The organism is Phocaeicola acetigenes, from assembly GCF_027529745.1.
Classification (GTDB): Bacteria; Bacteroidota; Bacteroidia; order Bacteroidales; family Bacteroidaceae; genus Phocaeicola; species Phocaeicola acetigenes.
In genome coordinates, this window is record NZ_JAPZVM010000001.1 from 147298 (window position 1) to 165122 (window position 17825).

General features: G+C 38.2%; 16 protein-coding genes. 5 read left to right on the forward strand and 11 right to left on the reverse strand.

The features are described from left to right. Nucleotides 1–94 precede the first annotated feature (94 nt). Nucleotides 95–394, reverse strand: coding sequence for a thioredoxin (gene trxA / locus O6P32_RS00665; protein ID WP_269876300.1), 300 nt, complete (start codon nucleotides 392–394; stop codon nucleotides 95–97). Nucleotides 395–620: 226 nt separating this feature from the next. On the opposite strand from trxA, the gene O6P32_RS00670 reads away from it, so the two are divergent. Next, nucleotides 621–1529 carry an AEC family transporter gene (locus O6P32_RS00670; RefSeq protein WP_269876301.1) on the forward strand — a complete coding sequence of 303 codons (909 nt, stop codon included), beginning with the start codon at nucleotides 621–623 and terminating at the stop codon, nucleotides 1527–1529. A 2-nt stretch (nucleotides 1530–1531) separates the two neighbouring features. On the opposite strand, the gene O6P32_RS00675 is transcribed toward O6P32_RS00670, so the two are convergent. Continuing rightward, complete coding sequence (locus O6P32_RS00675) at nucleotides 1532–2200, reverse strand: AlkZ-related protein (RefSeq protein ID WP_269876302.1); 669 nt, start codon at nucleotides 2198–2200, stop codon at nucleotides 1532–1534. A 183-nt stretch (nucleotides 2201–2383) separates the two neighbouring features. On the opposite strand from O6P32_RS00675, the gene O6P32_RS00680 reads away from it, so the two are divergent. Then, nucleotides 2384–4033, forward strand: coding sequence for a dipeptidyl-peptidase 3 family protein (locus O6P32_RS00680; RefSeq protein WP_269876303.1), 1650 nt, complete (start codon nucleotides 2384–2386; stop codon nucleotides 4031–4033). A 116-nt stretch (nucleotides 4034–4149) separates the two neighbouring features. Here the strand turns inward: O6P32_RS00680 and O6P32_RS00685 are convergent, their stop codons facing one another. From O6P32_RS00685 to O6P32_RS00700, 4 genes are all read right to left on the reverse strand, one after another. Further along, nucleotides 4150–5127, reverse strand: a complete 978-nt coding sequence (locus tag O6P32_RS00685) for a bile acid:sodium symporter family protein (protein WP_269876304.1) — start codon at nucleotides 5125–5127, stop codon at nucleotides 4150–4152. A 335-nt stretch (nucleotides 5128–5462) separates the two neighbouring features. After that, nucleotides 5463–6809, reverse strand: coding sequence for a cytochrome-c peroxidase (locus O6P32_RS00690; protein WP_269876305.1), 1347 nt, complete (start codon nucleotides 6807–6809; stop codon nucleotides 5463–5465). A 36-nt stretch (nucleotides 6810–6845) separates the two neighbouring features. Next, the gene (gene ccsA / locus O6P32_RS00695) at nucleotides 6846–7628 is read right to left on the reverse strand and encodes a cytochrome c biogenesis protein CcsA (RefSeq protein ID WP_408636034.1); all 783 of its coding nucleotides are present in this window, start codon (nucleotides 7626–7628) and stop codon (nucleotides 6846–6848) included. A gap of 33 nt (nucleotides 7629–7661) precedes the next feature. Beyond that, nucleotides 7662–8567, reverse strand: a complete 906-nt coding sequence (locus O6P32_RS00700) for a cytochrome c biogenesis protein ResB (protein ID WP_269876307.1) — start codon at nucleotides 8565–8567, stop codon at nucleotides 7662–7664. A 1181-nt stretch (nucleotides 8568–9748) separates the two neighbouring features. Here O6P32_RS00700 and O6P32_RS00705 point away from each other — a divergent pair. From O6P32_RS00705 to O6P32_RS00715, 3 genes are read left to right on the forward strand one after another with little or no spacing between them, the layout of a single operon-like run. Further along, nucleotides 9749–10177 carry a DUF3791 domain-containing protein gene (locus O6P32_RS00705; RefSeq protein WP_021892629.1) on the forward strand — a complete coding sequence of 143 codons (429 nt, stop codon included), beginning with the start codon at nucleotides 9749–9751 and terminating at the stop codon, nucleotides 10175–10177. Then, nucleotides 10174–10641, forward strand: coding sequence for a DUF3990 domain-containing protein (locus tag O6P32_RS00710; RefSeq protein WP_269876308.1), 468 nt, complete (start codon nucleotides 10174–10176; stop codon nucleotides 10639–10641). Before O6P32_RS00705 ends, O6P32_RS00710 begins: the two co-directional genes overlap by 4 nt. Continuing rightward, the gene (locus O6P32_RS00715; RefSeq protein WP_269876309.1) at nucleotides 10638–10859 is read left to right on the forward strand and encodes a hypothetical protein; all 222 of its coding nucleotides are present in this window, start codon (nucleotides 10638–10640) and stop codon (nucleotides 10857–10859) included. The genes O6P32_RS00710 and O6P32_RS00715 overlap by 4 nt, the downstream gene beginning before the upstream one ends. A 498-nt stretch (nucleotides 10860–11357) precedes the next feature. On the opposite strand, the gene O6P32_RS00720 is transcribed toward O6P32_RS00715, so the two are convergent. From O6P32_RS00720 to O6P32_RS00740, 5 genes are all read right to left on the reverse strand, one after another. Beyond that, on the reverse strand, nucleotides 11358–12647 hold the full coding sequence (locus O6P32_RS00720; protein WP_269876310.1) for an MATE family efflux transporter: 1290 nt from the start codon (nucleotides 12645–12647) through the stop codon (nucleotides 11358–11360). A 252-nt stretch (nucleotides 12648–12899) separates the two neighbouring features. Then, the gene (locus O6P32_RS00725) at nucleotides 12900–13196 is read right to left on the reverse strand and encodes a YdeI/OmpD-associated family protein (protein WP_332909931.1); all 297 of its coding nucleotides are present in this window, start codon (nucleotides 13194–13196) and stop codon (nucleotides 12900–12902) included. After that, a complete protein-coding gene (locus O6P32_RS00730; RefSeq protein WP_269876312.1) occupies nucleotides 13079–13468 on the reverse strand; it encodes a YdeI/OmpD-associated family protein in 390 nt (129 codons plus the stop codon). The genes O6P32_RS00725 and O6P32_RS00730 overlap by 118 nt, the downstream gene beginning before the upstream one ends. 983 nt (nucleotides 13469–14451) lie before the next feature. Further along, complete coding sequence (locus tag O6P32_RS00735) at nucleotides 14452–15456, reverse strand: hypothetical protein (RefSeq protein ID WP_269876313.1); 1005 nt, start codon at nucleotides 15454–15456, stop codon at nucleotides 14452–14454. Continuing rightward, complete coding sequence (locus O6P32_RS00740; RefSeq protein ID WP_269876314.1) at nucleotides 15437–17452, reverse strand: AAA family ATPase; 2016 nt, start codon at nucleotides 17450–17452, stop codon at nucleotides 15437–15439. Before O6P32_RS00740 ends, O6P32_RS00735 begins: the two co-directional genes overlap by 20 nt. Nucleotides 17453–17825: the final 373 nt, after the last annotated feature.

The window sequence follows — 17825 nt, forward strand, 5'->3', positions numbered from 1 at the left end:
GGTAGATGTTATGTGTTTAAGATGCAAAATTAATTATTAAATGACAAACGTATGTGTGTCCGGGAGATTCTTCCCAAATGTTTTGGCTTATGGATTATCTCAGAAAAGGATCAATTGTACTCAGCAACTCTGCCTTTTGTATTACGCCGCTGGTTCTCCAAAGCACTTCACCCCTGCGAAATAACATTAGGGTAGGGACGGACTGAATCTGATACTTTTGAGACAATGTGTTGTGTGTATCTACATCAATCTTGATAATTTGGATGCGTTCTCCCAGTATATCTTTAACTTGTTTCAAAATCGGGTGCATCATTTTACAGGGTTGGCACCAAGTGGCAAAGAAATCCACCAATACAAGCTGATTTCCAGATACTACATTATAAAATGTTTCCATTGTTTTCTGCTTTCGGTTGTTCGACATAGGCAAGGCTACCTCCCGAAAGAAATAGCCTTGTATCTGATTTATAAAAAACAATGCAAATGTACTAAAAGCAGACAAATGGTTTCGATAATCGTAGAAGAAAATGTGAAGTTTTCAGAAGAAAGCCTGTAGAAATATGCTCACTCAAATATGATAATCTGTATCTTTGCACAACTTTTTTTAAGGTAAGAAGAATACAATGGATGCAATCGTTACTCAGATGATTATTCTGTTTATTCTGGTAATCATCGGCTATTATTTGAGTAAGAAGAAAATGATGGATGCGGATTTCGACCGCAAACTTTCTGGACTGGTCATCAACGTGACGTGTCCTAGTCTGATACTTTCATCGGTGATGGACGACACACTTCCTGACAGAGGATTGATTCTACCCTTACTTGTGGTAGGTTTTGCTACCTATGTCATTCTCATTGGAGCCGCCTTTTTGCTTCCGCGCTATTTACCTGTCAAATCGTCCGATCGTGGTATTTATAGTTTTATGCTGGCATTTGGTAATGTGGGCTTTATCGGATATCCTATTGTTGCTTCTATTTTTGGAGCCAATGCAGTATTTTATGCCAGTATCCTTAATTTTCCAAGCACTTTACTGATATTTGTGTTTGGAACTCTCTTTATTTCAGACGGTCAGGGGAAAATGCGCTTTGATTGGCGTACTCTCTATTGCCCGGCTATGATAGCTTCGTATCTTTCTATTCTGATTGTCGTAACAGGGTGGGTACCTCCTCGTGTCATTAGTACTCCGTTTATTCTATTGGGGAATGTCACCGTGCCTGCAGCTTTGCTTATCATTGGCTCATCTATTGCTCAGGTTCCTATTCGCCGGATGTTCGGCAATACGGCTATCTACCTGATGTCGTTTCTGCGCCTGATGCTGGTACCACTCCTTATTCTGTACCTCTCACGCCTTTGTCGGGTAGATGAGACCATTGCCAATATCAATGTCGTGCTGGCGGCTATGCCCGTGGCTTCGTATGGTACTTTGTTCTGTATCCAGTATCAGAAAGGGGAGGTCATCATGGCAGAAGGTACCTTCCTTACCACTTTACTTTCTGTGCTGAGTATTCCGTTGCTGACGATGTTTCTTTAGATTTATTTTAGCAGGGTTGCGTATGTTTTTTCTGATTCATACGGTAGTATTTTCCGGAACTGGGCTAGTATCCGTTCGCGTGATTCCTGTGGATTGCGGTCGGGGTGGCAGGCCTCCCGTCCAAAGAGACGTTCGGGCGTGGTGAGTAGTGACCAACCCCAGCCGTACTCTCGTCCGTGGCGGTCGCGGGGATAGATAAAATTTTCCGTCACGATATAGCCGCCCATTTCCAGTCGGGTGAGATAAGCATCGAAGCGGCTCCGCATCTTTGGTCCGGTAAATCCACATGCTGCACGTAGCTCTCGGGTAATCAGGCTGCCTTCGCCTTTCAGAATGTTAAGAATACTTTCTTCAATGCTTCCTGCTTCCGGATAAGGAAAAATGCTCCGCCGGTAATTGCAGAAGTCGGGCCACCACTCGCGGCTGATGAATGCGGCTTTGTCCTTGAAGAATTTGCCGTATGCGCATCCACTCTCTTGCAGGATGGCGCCTTTCCATTCCCAAAGTGGCCATTCCCATCCGCCGTCGGGCAAACGAGTGTATTGGCAGTCTTCGTCCACGACTTCTTCGGCCGACCATCCGGCAATGCCCATGCTTAGCAAGGGCAGGAAACCCGTTTCATTGATGTAGTCAATCAGTTCGGGGCAGGAGTGTAAGGATTTGTTTTTCATGCTTACGTTTACTTTTTAATGCAAGATAATAAATAAAATGGAATATATTGATGTGTGGTATGAAATAAAACAGGCACCATGATATCCTTTCTTGTATAATCATTTAAAAAACCAGATTATTTAATGGCTGAGATGTTTGGGAGTTTTCGTATCTTCGCAAACAAACAAAACAATCAATAGAGTATGAGAAAAAGAATGACTAACCTTTCGGCTACATTGCTGGGAGTTACCGTAGCGGCTTCTACTTTGTTCTCGTGTGGAAGCCAGCAAAAGGAATCGCCGATGAAAGCAAAAGTTGAGGAGTATGCCTCTGTAGAATTGAAATCGGATCTTGTAAACAATTTGAGTGACAAGGAGAAAGAACTGGTAAGAATATTCTTCCAGGTGGGAAAGATTACTGATGATCTTTTCTGGAAGCAGACTTTTGGCGACAAGAGTAAGCTTGACACTCTTACCGATAGCTATGCAAAAGAGTTTGCCATGATTCAGTATGGAGCGTGGGACCGTCTGGATAACAACAAACCTTTCCTGGATGGGTATGGCGAAAAACTGGATGTGTGCAACTATTATCCTCACGATATTACCGAAGCGGAGTTTAACGCGTTTGAAGATGCAAATAAAGACTCATGGTATACCGTAATCCGCCGCAATGAAGATGGTTCTTTGAAGAGTGTATGGTATCATGAAGAGTATGCTCCGGAAATAGAACGTATCTGTTCCTTATTGGAAAAGGGGGTTTTACTGGCAGAAGATCCGGGTTTAAAGAATTACCTTGAAAAGCGAATCGAAGCATTTAAGACGGATGATTATCTGGAGAGTGATCTGGCATGGATGGACATGAAGGATAGCAAGATTGATTTTGTGACAGGACCTATTGAAACTTACGATGATATGTTCCGTGAAACCAAAGCATCGTACGAGTCGTTTATTTTGCTGAAGGATGAAGCCAGAAGCAAAGACCTTGCCAAGTTTGTAGCGATGCTTCCGGCTCTTCAAAAAGAGTTGCCTTGCCCGCCGGAATATAAAACATTTGTACCGGGTACATCGTCAGACCTGAACGTGTATGATGCGGTGTATTATGCTGGTGATTGTAATGCGGGAAGCAAGACGATTGCCATTAATCTGCCAAACGATGAAAGAGTGCACGCATTGAAAGGTACACGCCGTTTGCAATTGAGAAACTCTATGAAAGCAAAATTCGATAAGATTCTCTTGCCTATCGGACAACTTGTCGTTACTCCCGAACAACAGAAGTATCTCAACTTTGATGCATTTTTCTGGAATGTGACTTTCCACGAAGTGGCACATGGACTGGGTGTGAAACAGACTATTCGTACCAATGAAAGTGTAGATGCGGTAATGGGTACGGAAAAGACTTCATGGGAAGAAGCAAAGGCTGATATCTTGGGCTTGTTTATGGTGACCAAGCTGATAGAAATGGGTGAAATTACAAATATTACGGCCGAAGACGCAATGGCTACTTATATTGCGGGTATCTTGCGTTCGGTTCGATTTGGTGCAGCTTCTTCGCATGGTAAGGCTAATATGATGTGCTTTAACTACATGGAAAAAGCAGGTGCATTTGCACGTGATGCCAAAGGTCAGTATGTCATTAATTTTGAAAAGGCAAAAGAAGCAATGAATAGCTGGGCTGCATTGATTCTTCAGACACAAGGAGATGGTAATGTGGAATTTGCCAAGAAGTACAGAGAAGAGAATGGTGGAATTACTCCAGAACTTCAGGCCGATCTTGATAAAATTAACGGAGCGGGTATTCCGCGTGATATTACATTTGTTCAGGGAGAAGACATCCTTTTTGGAAAAGCTGAATAATCGTAATTTGAGATAATAAAAAATGCGGCTCAAAAATAGTTTGGGTCGCATTTTTTATTTTATGTTCTTATCATGCATATTTCAATGTGATATGTTTTGTTTGTAGGGGTTATGTGTCAGGCTTCTTTATTTTTTTCTTCTTTGTCGGATTGTTTTCTGAAAATCTGTGCTGCGATACTTCCTGAAAAGTTATGCCATACCGAAAACATGGCTCCGGGTACGGCTGCCAAAGGGAACATGGCAAAGTGTGTAGCAGCAAGTGATGTAGCCAAGCCAGAGTTTTGCATGCCTACCTCAATGGAGATGGCCGAGCGTTTGGATGGTTCACTTCCACTTAGGGTAGCGAGAGCATAGCCTAATGTCAGTCCGAATACATTGTGGAGAATAACTGCTATGCCCACAATCAGACTACACGAAAGGATACTGGCAGAGTTATGCGCTACAATGATACCGATGATGAATGCAATAGACAGAGTGGAAATCATAGGTAGTAATGGTACTATCCGTTGAGTGGTCTGTCTGAAGTAATGATTGGCGGCAACACCCAATACAATAGGGATAATTACTACTTGTACGATACTTAAAAACATACCTGCTATGTCTACTTCCACCGACTCTCCGGCAAGCATCCAGACAAGGGCAGGGGTGAGTATGGGAGCCAGGAGTGTAGAAACTCCGGTCATCGCTACACTAAGGGGTACATCGCCTTTAGCCAGATAGCAGATGACATTGCTTGCCGTTCCTCCCGGACAACATCCTACGAGAATCACTCCGAGAGCGAGCTCTGCTGGTAATGACAACAATTGGCAGATTAACCATGCTAGGGAGGGCATGATGAGGAATTGTGCCAGTTCGCCTACAAGGATGTCTTTGGGGTGTTGCAAAACTGGTCTGAAGTCGGAAGGACGGAGTGTGAGTCCCATACCGAACATTACAACACCCAGCATCGGAGTAATGGCCGAAGTTCCTATCCAGGTAAACGAGGAAGGGAAAAAGAGTGCTAGGATTGTTACCAGCACCACAACGAAGGTGATGTGAGCGGCAATCCATGCAGATATGGTGATGAGTTTGTTTTTTCTTGTCTTTTGACACATGGGTATATAGTTTTGATTAGAATTAGTCTGCAAAACTATAAAAAATCGTGTGAATCTTGTCTGAAGTCTTTTATAATAACCTTACCCAATGTCGGCAATTTTCACTAGTTGCAGATTTTCAATATATCGGGATATGTTCTCAGTATGTAAATTCTTTGTTCGTTATTTCGTTAACTAACAGATGCTTTATTTATCAAAATAACCAGCTACAAAAACAAACAGTTCAGCAAGTTAACTTTGCTGAACTGTTATAAATAATTTATTTTTCAGTAATTGAAATGGTTATTTAGAAGCAGTACTTCTTTCAGAAGATTGCATCTAAGATCAATGCAAAATTACAGATTGTCGTTAGTCAGAGTCTTGAGGAACTTAACGATATCGGCAGTTTCGCTTTCAGTAAGGTTGACACCAACTTCATACTTAGCCATGTCGATTACGGCTTCTTCAAGTGTCTTCTTTGTTCCATCGTGGTAATAGGGACCTGTCAGCTCGATGTTTCTAAGTCCAGGAACTTTGAATCTGTGCATATCACGCTCGGTTTTAGTTTCCTTGTTACGGCCGTGATCTTCGAATGTTATCTCAGTACCTCTGTCCCCGAAGTAGTCTGCTCTCATACCCATCAGTTCGTATGATTGTCCTCCAAGATTTTCTCCAACGTGGCATGTAGCACAGTTATATTTCTTGAACAAGTCATAACCGTTTATTTCTTCAGCTGTAAGTATATTTTTGTCTCCCTTCAGATATTTGTCGAATCTAGAGTTAGGAGTAATCAGTGTGCGTTCGAACTCCTGAATAGCATCAGTAATTGTAGCCTCTGTAAATCCTTCAGGATATACTTCCATGAATACTTTTTCGAATGCCTTGTCTTCGGAAAGAACCTTACAGATATCATCGAAAGATTTATGTCCCATTTCGATAGGATTGAGTGGAGGACCACCAGCCTGTGCTGCCAGTGTTGCTGCACGTCCGTCCCAGAACTGGACAAAATTATAGTGAGCATTGAATACTGTAGGAGCATTTACACCACCTACCTGTTCCTTTATACCTACAGAAAACTGCTTGTTGTCTACACCGGCAGTATTCAGCGAATGGCATGTAGCGCACGATACGGTATTGTCTGCAGAGAGACGTGTGTCATGGAACAGCATGTCTCCAAGGATAACCTTGCGGATGTCAACAGGAATAGAGTCGTGGATAGGACGTACAGGCTCGTTTGCAAACTCTGCGGCTGCAAGAAGGTTAGGATATGCCTGTGCTCTGTAGTTCTTAATCCAGTCAAGGGAAATTTCTGTTTTCTTGGCAGTCATTGATGACCCCCAGTGTATGAGGTAATACTTTGCCAATGGCATAGTTCCATCTTTGATTACCTTTTCTACTTTTGCCAAATCTACTTCACTTATTTTTTCACCGTTTTTCAGAGCTGTCATCATAGGCTCAACGTCAAACTCTCTGTAGCCTTTCTCGATGTCTTCCTTCACCAACTTGCCTGCTACAGGGAAATTGGCATAGAATGGAAGTTTCGGGGTAGCCGAGTGACATTCCATACATCCTCCGTCGGTAAGTATTGCAAGCATTCTCTCGTTGGCTGCAAGCGATTCAGAAGGAGCTTGGTTTACAAGGCGGTAAACTGTTACAGCACCTGCTGCAATCAGTAATGCTACCAAGATAAATTTTTTCTTCATAATCTCAAATTTTAAATGTTAGTTTCCTATTCTTAATTATTCTCTGTTATAAAGATGTACACTCTTTTGTGCTGCCGGAAGATAGTTTACTCCGTACCAGCACATCTGGAGCGATATAAATCCTGCTATGAGCAATCCATACAGCAGTTTCTTGCTCTTGTATGTTTTCTGCAGGCGTATGTGTATATACAGCAGATATACAGTCCATGTAATGGCAGCCCAAGTTTCCTTAGGGTCCCAACTCCAGTAGTTGCCCCAGGCATCCTTAGCCCATATTGCTCCCGTCAGCATTCCTATTGTGAGGAAAGCAGTTCCGGTATATACCAGCTTGTCGGCAGTAGTTGTATATATTTCCTTATGCTTTTTCAGCCCGATACACCCTATTATAAATGCACAGCCAAGTACGGAGTATGAGAACATATATACAGTGACGTGCGGAATAAACCAAATGCTTTGCAGGGCTGGCATCAGTGACTGGTCGTGTATTTCGGGTTTCAGGATGTTGATTATACAGAACACAGTCGATAGCAGAGTAGAGAATGAAAGTATCCATCGGTATTTCCATCTTAAATATGTGATTAGTCCTGATATACCCATGAAAAGTGAGTACCATAGTCTGGTTTCACCCATGGTTCGGAGCGGAGGTCTCTGCAGATATATCCATAGCCCTACGATAAATACCAGAAAAACAATACTGCCTGCCAAACTGGTGGTTACGGCTATTTTTGATATTCCATTCCTTGTAGCCGAAGTTGCAGCACTGATAATCCACAAGATTACAGAGGCAATGGTGAATATATAAAATATGTCCCAGTTTATTGTCATCTTTATTTATATTATTGAGGTTTATGATTATTCTTTTGAAGTCTTTTTTTGAGGTCCTCCGATAAACATACCGATAGCTCCAGCTATTGTCATTATTATACCTATCAGCTGTACATATTTCCAAGGCTGGCGTACTATTTGCAGAATACAGTATTGTGGTTTGTCCGAGCGTGTGTCATAACTTACGAGATAAATATCTTCGCCCAGATTATATTCATACGGATGGTTTACCTCCAGACTTACTTGTGATGATTTTCCGTTTTCTCTGTCGGAAATCTTTACTTCTGCGACATAACTTTTTGGCATTCCATTCTGATAGTGTTCGACATGGAAATCAATTAACTGCATATTATAGTCAAGATAGAAATGCTGGCCTTCCATTGTTTGTGCCTCATTGTTCTCGCTTTCGAAGAATACTGGTATTCTGGCTGTCACAATGTCGCTGCTGCCCATGAATCCTCCGAACAACGCAATCCATACTCCAGCATGGTTGAGAAGGAATCTCCATCTTTTCTTTTTTCTTGACTTAAATCCTCTGATGGTTATGGCTGCAAGATGTGAAAGCAGAATGAAAAGTATTGATACGAAAATCCATGATGACATGAAATTGTAGAATCCAAGTCGTCCCAATAGTCCGCTTTCGTTTTCCGCATCTACTGCAGACATCTGCGGAAACAGACCTATGACTAAGGTACCGCAAATAAACAGAAACAGGCTGAAGGCTGTGGTTTTGGGAGATACAATGACTTTTGATATATTGCTTTCGCTGTTATTGTCGTGAACGAGCACATAAATGGAATAAACCCATATTGCTCCAAGAATAACATTCAATGGAAATTCAAAAAAATGAAACGGAAAGTTTCCTGCACAGAATTGGATAACGACTGCTGCCATTATTAGAAAGAATGGTATCAGGTAGGAATTCTTCGTCATTTAGGTATTGTTATAGGTGTACAATAATAGTTCTTGTGTAATTTATTGCAAAAATAATAAAAGCTATCTATTTTCAATATTATATGATATGAAAATTGTATTGATTACAAAAGAAAAGTTTGGAAATCATAAAGCGTTACTTTGACAGAGATCTGCTGAAGAGATTTGCTTCTATTGATCTATAAGAGATGGGCATAATATTTTTATTATAACATAGTTTCAGCAGTGGGATATGAAGTGTGTCAAAATGGAATGTACTCTCTTGGGTTCTTGACAATCTGTTTTTATAAGCCTGGATGCTAAAGTGAGACGGTCTCATTCTTTTTTCAGATTGAGAAAGACATTCTTTATACGAACATAGATTCATGTTTTTATTCGTTTGTTTCAGCCGACGCTGTCGGCTGTATATTTGACATCGTCGGCTGTACCGCCAACAACGGCAACTCTACAATCGACGACGTCGATTGTAGCCTCCGACATTTATCAGCCTTTTATCACTTTACATGAGTGGTTTACAGTTCGGATAATTCCTCTTTTTGTCTGCTTATTATAGCAGGTTTTTGGTAAATAAAAAAAGTCGCTGAAAATAAGCGACTTCATTATGGTTGGCTCTAATTTGTTGCAGTTTTGATTATAATATTTAATTTGTCCGATGCATCATCATATTCTCATTGATTATCAGTGGTTTACATCTTAAAAGGTAAACTACTCAAAAATTTACTTGTTTTTTTGCGAAAAATCGAAGATTTAACGTTTTTTTTCATCGACTCTCTCCGAACAGAGGGGAAAGAGGCAAAAACAGCCTTTTTGGACCCCGACAGACCCCGTCTGCAAAGATAGGGCATGTCGGGGTTTATTTCGCCTAAACGGGCTGCAAAATCGAGGATGGATTCACGGATATTTTCGGGGTCCAAGTGAGGTGTTTGGTGCTTGATTGGACTGGCCGTTTGGGACTGACCTTTACAACCGGATTGTTTATAAAATTTGCAGCCAAAAGAGAAAAATGACTGAAAACATTTTCATGGCGCAGCCATCTCTTTTCTTCCCTTATTTTGACTTTACTTTAATGAACGTATATATGAATACGGGGATAAAGTAAAGGTAGAACACAATTTATTAATGATTGTTTCCTATTTTGGAAACTTTGCTGTATATTTGTTGACGTATAAATATTATATCATATGGCAAATAGCTTGGAAAATATAGGTCCGATGATTCGTAACGAGCGTCTTCGCAAAGGGCTTACCCAGGAAGAACTAGGTGAACGTGTAGGAGTCGGGAAAGCCCAAATTTCTAAAATAGAGAGTGGGAAGGGACTCACAATAAAGACTGTTACAAGAGTACTAGATGCTCTTGGTATGTCGGCTTCTGTTGTTTTGAAAAATGAGCAAAAGATTAATAAAAACGTGATAGCATATATTGTTTCTGCTATTAGTGAATTTGCCAAGAGTCACCATCTTTCTGTCCGTGAAGCGAGTAATTATTTGATACGCTTTAAAGGTATTGATTTTATTACAGAGCATTACGATGCAGAGCATTTACTTTCATTTGATGACTGTGTTCAAGATCTTACACAAGTTTGTCTAAATAATGGAGGAGGTATTCGATGAAACTATACCATGGTTCGAATATAGTAATTGATCAGATAGATCTGTCAAAATGCAAACCTTATAAGGATTTTGGACAAGGTTTTTATCTGACAGAGATTAAGGAACAGGCGAAACAAATGGCTAGGCGTACATCTGCTATTTATGGTGGAGAGCCAATAGTTACAGAGTTCGAATTTGACGAAACAGCCTTGGATACTCTTTCAGTCAAGATATTTGAAGAGCCAAGTGAAGACTGGGCCTTGTTCGTTATGGCTAATCGTAGCAGGAAAAACTTGCAACCGACACATAGTTTTGACATTGTCATAGGCCCTGTCGCCGATGATACCATTGCGACCTTGTTCCGTAATTTTGATGATGGAATTATTGATTTGCAAATGCTTGTGAATGGCCTAAAATACAAAAAAGTTTCATCACAATATTTGTTTCATTCGGCAAAAGCCATTAAATACTTGCACAGATTATGAATAAACGAATGCAATATCTGGTAGAAGGTATTACCAAAGATATAATAGCTTATCTTATGGAAGATAACGGATGCGATTTGCCAACTGCTCTCAAAGAATTCTATAACTCAGAAACCTTTGCAAAACTCTCTGATGAATCTACGGGGCTCTATATTGAAAGTTCAGCTTATGTATATGAAATGTTGAAAGGTGAATTAACAAATGGAAGGCTTAAATAGATAGAGAAAAGATTTTCAACGCATATATTATGGGGATAAAGTGAAGTTGATGATTTCATGGAAAAGTGTAGATTTCAAACCTCAATTTTGATGGAAAAGTGTACAAATGAAGTCTCATTCGCTTGAAAAAGTGTGACGAATCCGATTTATTCGCTTGAAAAAGTGTAAAACTCTAAACCATCAACTAAATTCATAAAAAGTAACTAACAACGTCACTATACCAATAGATAAAATAAAAGACTCACCCTGAGCGCGCTGTTCCTGTGGGAAGCGGGGTGAGTATGTTATTGCAAATTTAGTTGATAAACTTCGTATTCCAACGTTTTTTCTAAATCTTTTGCGGAATAAATTATATAGTCACTTCTACACAAATAGAAGAAAAAAGGGTGTAATCAAAAGGATTATTTAAATGGAAAAGTGTAGAAATAATCAAGGCACATGCAATCATCCAGTCTGATAATACTGCCTCCCAAAAAGTTACAGAACAGATAGGAATATTCAATATCCCTTGTTCTTGAGATAGATAACCGACAACACCCCCAACAATATCACGTACAGATATTCAGCTGTCCAGTATACGGAAAGGGATGTGCTGAAACAGCTCACAGACCATAAATAAATCTGATAGGCTATGATAGTTGCAGCCTGAAAGATGAAAGTCGTACGTGTGGCACCTGTTCCGGTTACGGCATTCATGTATACATAACCGGGCAGGGCGAAAACGTAATTCAGCAGGGCTACTACAAACGGCAGATGAGCTGTCCGCATCAGATCCCCGTTTCCGGAATAAATGCTGAAAATCGGATTGAAGCAGATGATGGAAAGGATAATCAGCGGGCCTCCCACGGCGTATCCCATACGGATAACCCTGTTGCATAACGGTAAAACCAGATTCTTTTGTCCTGCTCCCAGCAGATTGCCCACCAATGAACCCGTGGTTGCCGCCAGCGAATTGACAATGACGAAAAACAGGGTGGATATGCTGCGTATGACATTTGTAGCCGCCAGTTCCATCTCACCCAGATGTTCGACTGCCACGAAGAAGGCAAACCAGGAGGCTACGCCGATGAACTGGTTGAACATGCTCCAGTTAGAAACACGGCAGACATGATGCAATATTTTCCTGTCGAATTGCCATTTCAGGCCATAGGCTTGCCGGTCCATTTTCCGTAAAATATGGACTGACAGTATTGCCAATGAGCATAATTCAGCAAAAGACGATGCCATTGCAGCTCCGGCAATACCCATGTCAAAATGGAATATGAATAGCCAGTTGCAAGGTATATTGACCATTACGGCAGCAAGTGCGGCCTTGTTCAACGGCTTTGTAAGTGTGGTACCGACAAGGAAAGAGCGCAATGCAAGGAATGGGAAGGAAAACAGCAATCCCCAGATGCGCCAGTCTAGATAATCGATGACTGCAGCATATACTTCCTCCGAGGCAATCAGTCTGCCCAGAACAATGGGGGAAAATATTTTCGAAATGATGCACAGCAGAATCGCCAGAACTGACAGGAAAAGCAGTCCCTGAAAGAAAGTCTTGCCAGTTTCATAATAGTTCCGCTCACCATTACGCCGTGCAATGACAACCTGCAGCCCCAGACTGAATCCGAAGCCGAGCATATAAATGGCCAGATACCATATTCCGGCAAGTGCCGATGCTCCCAATTCTATTTCACCGACATGCCCCAGGAAGATAGCATCGGTTATATTTATAAGCTGTTCGATAAGGATGCTCATCATGACAGGAAAGTTGATGAGCCAAATGTTTCTGTATGTATAGTTCATTGTTCAACATGTTTAAATACAGCAAGCTCAGTGAGCTGCTGATGTTACTTGTCTGTAATGTGAATTGATATAATGGCAAAAGATCATACAGACTTATAATCTGAAGCCTGTATGTCTAAATAACTTAAATTGAGAATGCTATCTGTTATGCACAGCTATATGCAAACTTGCCATTTCATATTGTTGAACAATCGTTTTTCTTCTAAAATGGAGAGCAAAGGTAGTAAAAAAATAGTGATATATTAATATTATTCAGTATTTTAATAGTCTCCCATTGTCATTCCATTCTCCATAAAGCAATCCTTTCTGCGTATTCTCAATGAATTTGACCAACCGACTTTCGTAAGTATCTGGATCTTTCCGTTTTATTTGAATCGTATCAATTCTGATTCTCTTATATAAATCGGGAAATTGACAGAAATTGTTCCACACTACCGGATCGGACTGCAGTCTTTGCAGTATATCCTTATCAATATTGAAACCATCAGGTGACATATCCGGCAGAACAGCTCTTCCAGCATCAGTCCCATGCGTTCCATTCTGCGGCATATTTCCTTGTTCAGTTCCGACCAGTTGCTTCGTGGTTTCCTGGGACAAAGTTTCTGGGCTGTCACTCCGTCTGCTATTTTCTTTGTGGTACTGTCTATCCAGCCGAAGCATAGGGCTTCTTCTACGGCATCAATATACCAGAAAGTCTTATCGTCTGTTAGCCTTCCAAACTTGACAATCACCCAGCATTCTTTTTCCGTTTTATGTTTCTGCATCAGCCATTCACGTAGTTCGGAGCTTGGTTTGATATCCAGAAGATTATGTATTTCCATCGCCACTTAAATCTTTATTCCAGTTTTTCATGCGCATACTCTCCATTGATCCAGAATGTGGCTTCTTTTCCTACAACATGCAAAAGTACAAAATCAGAATCTGTAGGCCCACTAGGAAAATGATTGATGAGCCAGTCCTTCTCATTTCTTTGAATATGGTGTATTTCAATGCCCCCTCTCAATCATAAATCTGCTTCTATAAATTAAAAGTGCTTTTTAAAGTTTAAAAATGCCTATTTTTCTCATACGGAATCCTCTGTCTATATATCAATTTATCTGTTAAATTAACGCGATATAGTATTTGTTGATTGTCAATAGTTTGTGATTTAAAAGGCGGGGCTTCAAAAAATTACTTGTGTTTGCAAAAATAATCGAACGTATTTATGGATATGGGTATAAAGTAAAGGTATGACAACTTGTAGAATAATTCGGCAAGGATATCTCATATGTTATTTGCTTATTGTGATTCGATTAGCAAGAGAATATATAAGAATATTTTGCGTTTTCAGATAATCTTAGAGTCGAAAGTTCCCCAAAAATTAGGAGGATATGCACTCCACGCATTAATACCAACCTGCTTGCTCATATGGTCGCTTCAGCATTTGTAGAACTAACGTATACCTCTCTTGCCAATTTAACCTACCTAGACACTATTTTGCAGATTCACTAACAGTAGCACCAATACCCCATCCTTACTGGATAGGGGTACTAAAGCTTTCAATCTCTTGTGCCTTGAACAAGTAAATTGCTAATAATTAAAGTAGTTAATAATTTCTTTAGTTGAAACACTTTAGGTTACGTCTTATAGTGTATGACAAAGATAAAGCTGATTTTACCTTATCAAGCTTCATTTTACTCTGATTGAATACTATAATGGACGTTTATAAATAATTTTTGTCTTTATAAATGTCATTTGATAAGTATAATCAATAATTATTTTATTATATGATCAAAGAATTTGTTCTCAATTTACTATGTTTTCATTAATCTTTTAATAATAAACCTGCATCATCAAGTTGCTTCATTGTATCAACTTTTAGCTTTCGTAAAACATCTTCATGAATTTTTGATTCATCGTAAGGACAATGTAATAAATGTTTTGTAAGTTCAGCTCTTGTTACATCATGTCCAAATGTTGCCTTATATGCAGCAACCATACTTCCACACATTTTGTAATTTTGCCAATAAATATCATCGACCACATCTTTGTATGCAGCATATAAGTCTTCTAAATGAAATGTAGTATTATATTGTTTACTCTCTGTGGTTGTGTTCCCATTTTTTCCAACAAATTTTATTTCGATACATTTTGTATTAGGCTCAATACCAGTTATCCGCGGTAAAAACCTAAATGGAGATAATTCTTCTTTTGAATCATTAATATAAAGTTGAAAATCACAAGGGTTATCAGATTTTCTTTTATTACAAGAACCATCCGATGGTTGAAGATTATAGAAGCATGTTCCTAAAAATGGATATTTACTTTGTGGTTTCAAATGATCCATTTCATAGAAAACATTTCTATTTGCACTTCTTGCAGGTTGTGTATTACAATAAATACATGCTTTTAATCCCATTTCTTGATGGATTTCACCTAATATAGTTCTAGCTTTTTCATATCTTAAACAAAACATAATTCTATCATAAAGTTTAGCAGATCGATATTCTATAGGTTTACCCGCAGAAACTTTTCTTTTAGTGTTATATTTAACTTCTGTTATTAGAATATCTGAATTAACTCCAAGAATCTTATTATATTTTTTAAAATTCCAGTCTTTAGGTTCTGTTATTAAAAGATTGGGATAGTCTGAAATGATTTCATTAATATAATTCTCTATTATTTTTTTGTCAATTCCAGGATTATATTTAATCACATTATCTCTTAGATTTTCCAAATCTTTAATAACATTTGGACATTCATTCTCCATTTCTTTAAGGTATTTATTAGCAAATCCTCTAATATTATCATCAATAATTATCTTTCTCATGGTTTAGAGACATTAATTGTTCAATATGCATATTTATAAAAGGGTCTCCTATTATTCTTTTTAAAAAATTTATCTCATTACTTTTATTTTTGGAAATTCGTTTATGCGGTTCATGTAAATATTTCAATAAATTATTTACTTTCTTCCTAGCATACTCACCAGTAAACCCATTCTTTAAAAAGAAACTTTGAAATAACACATCACAGATATTTGCTGCAAAAGGATTTTTAAACTCAGAAAAATCTGCTGTTTTACCATTATCTAAATATAAAATATTACTCTGTGGTATATCTGATAATATGAAAGGAGAATGAGTCGCAATTGTAATACAAAATGTTGCATGACGATTCATACCCAGCCTCTTAATATACCCTAGTAGTTCATCGATAAATCTACGTTGAAACTCTGGATGAAAGCATATTTCAACTTCATCAAATATTAAACTCATTCGACGATAACGTACTCTATGACTATCTTGTATGCTAAGTAAATTCAAAATATGATAAATATAAGTACTAAATGTATATAGATACTGACGTTCTCCAGAACTAAGTCTGTTAATAGATATGGGCTCTGCGTTCTTTTTTTTATTATTTTCGTATTTGTCTAAAGTTATATCTATTCGAAATAATGACGGTGGAAGATATTCCTGTATTTCACTCATTGAGTTTAATTTACGGTTAATTGCAACAGCACCCACATAATCATAATATGTAATTTTATCTAATTGTAATGATTGAGTATCCAATCTTTTTGCAGTAAATGAATCAATAAAATGTAGCATCTGACGCACCTTCAAAGATATATGAGATTTATCTTTTCGTATTTTTTTTACCAGCCGATTTGTTAAATCGGCAGTTTCAGAATTTGTTGGAGTATTAAAGTTCTTTAATTGACCAATACTAGAGAATTCATCATAATTTGGATAAGCATTAGCAATAGCATATGTCTTATATATAAGATACATCGCAGCAGCATGCTGAATAGGATCATTATAATTCAATTTATTTACAACTTGATATTCACTAAGAATTATTGTTCCATAATCTGGCTGAATATTTCCCCCAGGTTTATAATTCCAATAAATCTCATCCTTTACATCATATGTATTTACATATTTATCCTTTAGGAAGCTATCAGAATATGTGTAATATATATTGTGAAGTTTATAATCCTTCATAAATTCTTTATTATGCTTTTCTGCATATATCATTGCAGATGATAGACGATAAAGAGTTAACCAATGTTCTTTATTCATATCAATATGGCCATTATCCCTGTATGGATTTAACACAATCGGTGTCAAATATCCATCATTCTTATGAAACAGACTATTAATCCATATTTTATCCTCTATTTTTTGTCTCTTTCTTTTACCATCTATTAAAAAACACGGCTCACATTCATAATCTTGAGCATTAAATGCTTGTATTGAATAGTTTGATACAATTGTGTAGAATAAACATTCTTTTGCCCATTTTATAATATCCGACAACAATACCGTATCTTTACTTGGTTCATCGTTTTTAAAAGCGTTGATATTGACTATTTCTTCATCTTTTCTTTTAATGCAAACATTATCTCCATGACATGCAATACAAAAAAGTACCCCATCTATCACTATATATAATTCTGCCCATAATCCGTCAATATAATACAATTGTTCAGAAGCTTTCCTCCTCTTTCCTCTATTTAACAAGCAGCTAAGATTATTGATAATTCTATAAATTAACTCAAATAATGAAGATTTACCACTACCATTAACACCTACCACGGCTTGTATCGTAATTCCTTTACCAAAGAAGTCAACCATATTTTCATTAGATGACAATGCTACGATTTTTTTATCCGTATTAACAGTACAACGATTATTGAGCACATAAAATTCATCTTCTAAAGTTTTTCTTAATGTTATTTCACAGTTTGGTAAAATGCGTAATACACCCAACACGAACTCTCTTGATGTCAGCTTTGAAATATTTATTTTTTTCATCATTTGCATCTTGATAATATAATCTTAAATTAACTATAAATTATTTGCTCGAATAATTTATATACAAAGAACGTCAAGTATTTGAAGAAATACAAATAAATATCGAATGATTTAGATATGAGGCCTACAATCAGGAGATATTGCAACTGCGTATAGAGAAGAACAGCAAAAAAACTATGTCGTTCAAATGAAAGGAGCTGGGGAACAGAAGTGTATTCTTTTTAGGGAGAAGAGTTCGAAGTAGTGGAATTGCTACCTAGAGACTATTCAATCAAGAAATATGCAACATAATGAGTGCAAGCTATGCAGGATCTTATAAGTGGAAGAACAGAGTTTCGTCAAGCTAATCACATTGGTGAGGAGGATCCATGAAATC

Bases quoted from the DNA above. Each gene is read 5' to 3' on its own strand.
- trxA (WP_269876300.1), bottom strand. From the start codon at position 394: ATGGAAACATTTTATAATGTAGTATCTGGAAATCAGCTTGTATTGGTG.
- O6P32_RS00670 (WP_269876301.1), top strand. From the start codon at position 621: ATGGATGCAATCGTTACTCAGATGATTATTCTGTTTATTCTGGTAATC.
- O6P32_RS00675 (WP_269876302.1), bottom strand. From the start codon at position 2,200: ATGAAAAACAAATCCTTACACTCCTGCCCCGAACTGATTGACTACATC.
- O6P32_RS00680 (WP_269876303.1), top strand. From the start codon at position 2,384: ATGAGAAAAAGAATGACTAACCTTTCGGCTACATTGCTGGGAGTTACC.
- O6P32_RS00685 (WP_269876304.1), bottom strand. From the start codon at position 5,127: ATGTGTCAAAAGACAAGAAAAAACAAACTCATCACCATATCTGCATGG.
- O6P32_RS00690 (WP_269876305.1), bottom strand. From the start codon at position 6,809: ATGAAGAAAAAATTTATCTTGGTAGCATTACTGATTGCAGCAGGTGCT.
- O6P32_RS00700 (WP_269876307.1), bottom strand. From the start codon at position 8,567: ATGACGAAGAATTCCTACCTGATACCATTCTTTCTAATAATGGCAGCA.
- O6P32_RS00705 (WP_021892629.1), top strand. From the start codon at position 9,749: ATGGCAAATAGCTTGGAAAATATAGGTCCGATGATTCGTAACGAGCGT.
- O6P32_RS00710 (WP_269876308.1), top strand. From the start codon at position 10,174: ATGAAACTATACCATGGTTCGAATATAGTAATTGATCAGATAGATCTG.
- O6P32_RS00715 (WP_269876309.1), top strand. From the start codon at position 10,638: ATGAATAAACGAATGCAATATCTGGTAGAAGGTATTACCAAAGATATA.
- O6P32_RS00720 (WP_269876310.1), bottom strand. From the start codon at position 12,647: ATGAACTATACATACAGAAACATTTGGCTCATCAACTTTCCTGTCATG.
- O6P32_RS00725 (WP_332909931.1), bottom strand. From the start codon at position 13,196: ATGCCGCAGAATGGAACGCATGGGACTGATGCTGGAAGAGCTGTTCTG.
- O6P32_RS00730 (WP_269876312.1), bottom strand. From the start codon at position 13,468: ATGGAAATACATAATCTTCTGGATATCAAACCAAGCTCCGAACTACGT.
- O6P32_RS00735 (WP_269876313.1), bottom strand. From the start codon at position 15,456: ATGAGAAAGATAATTATTGATGATAATATTAGAGGATTTGCTAATAAA.
- O6P32_RS00740 (WP_269876314.1), bottom strand. From the start codon at position 17,452: ATGATGAAAAAAATAAATATTTCAAAGCTGACATCAAGAGAGTTCGTG.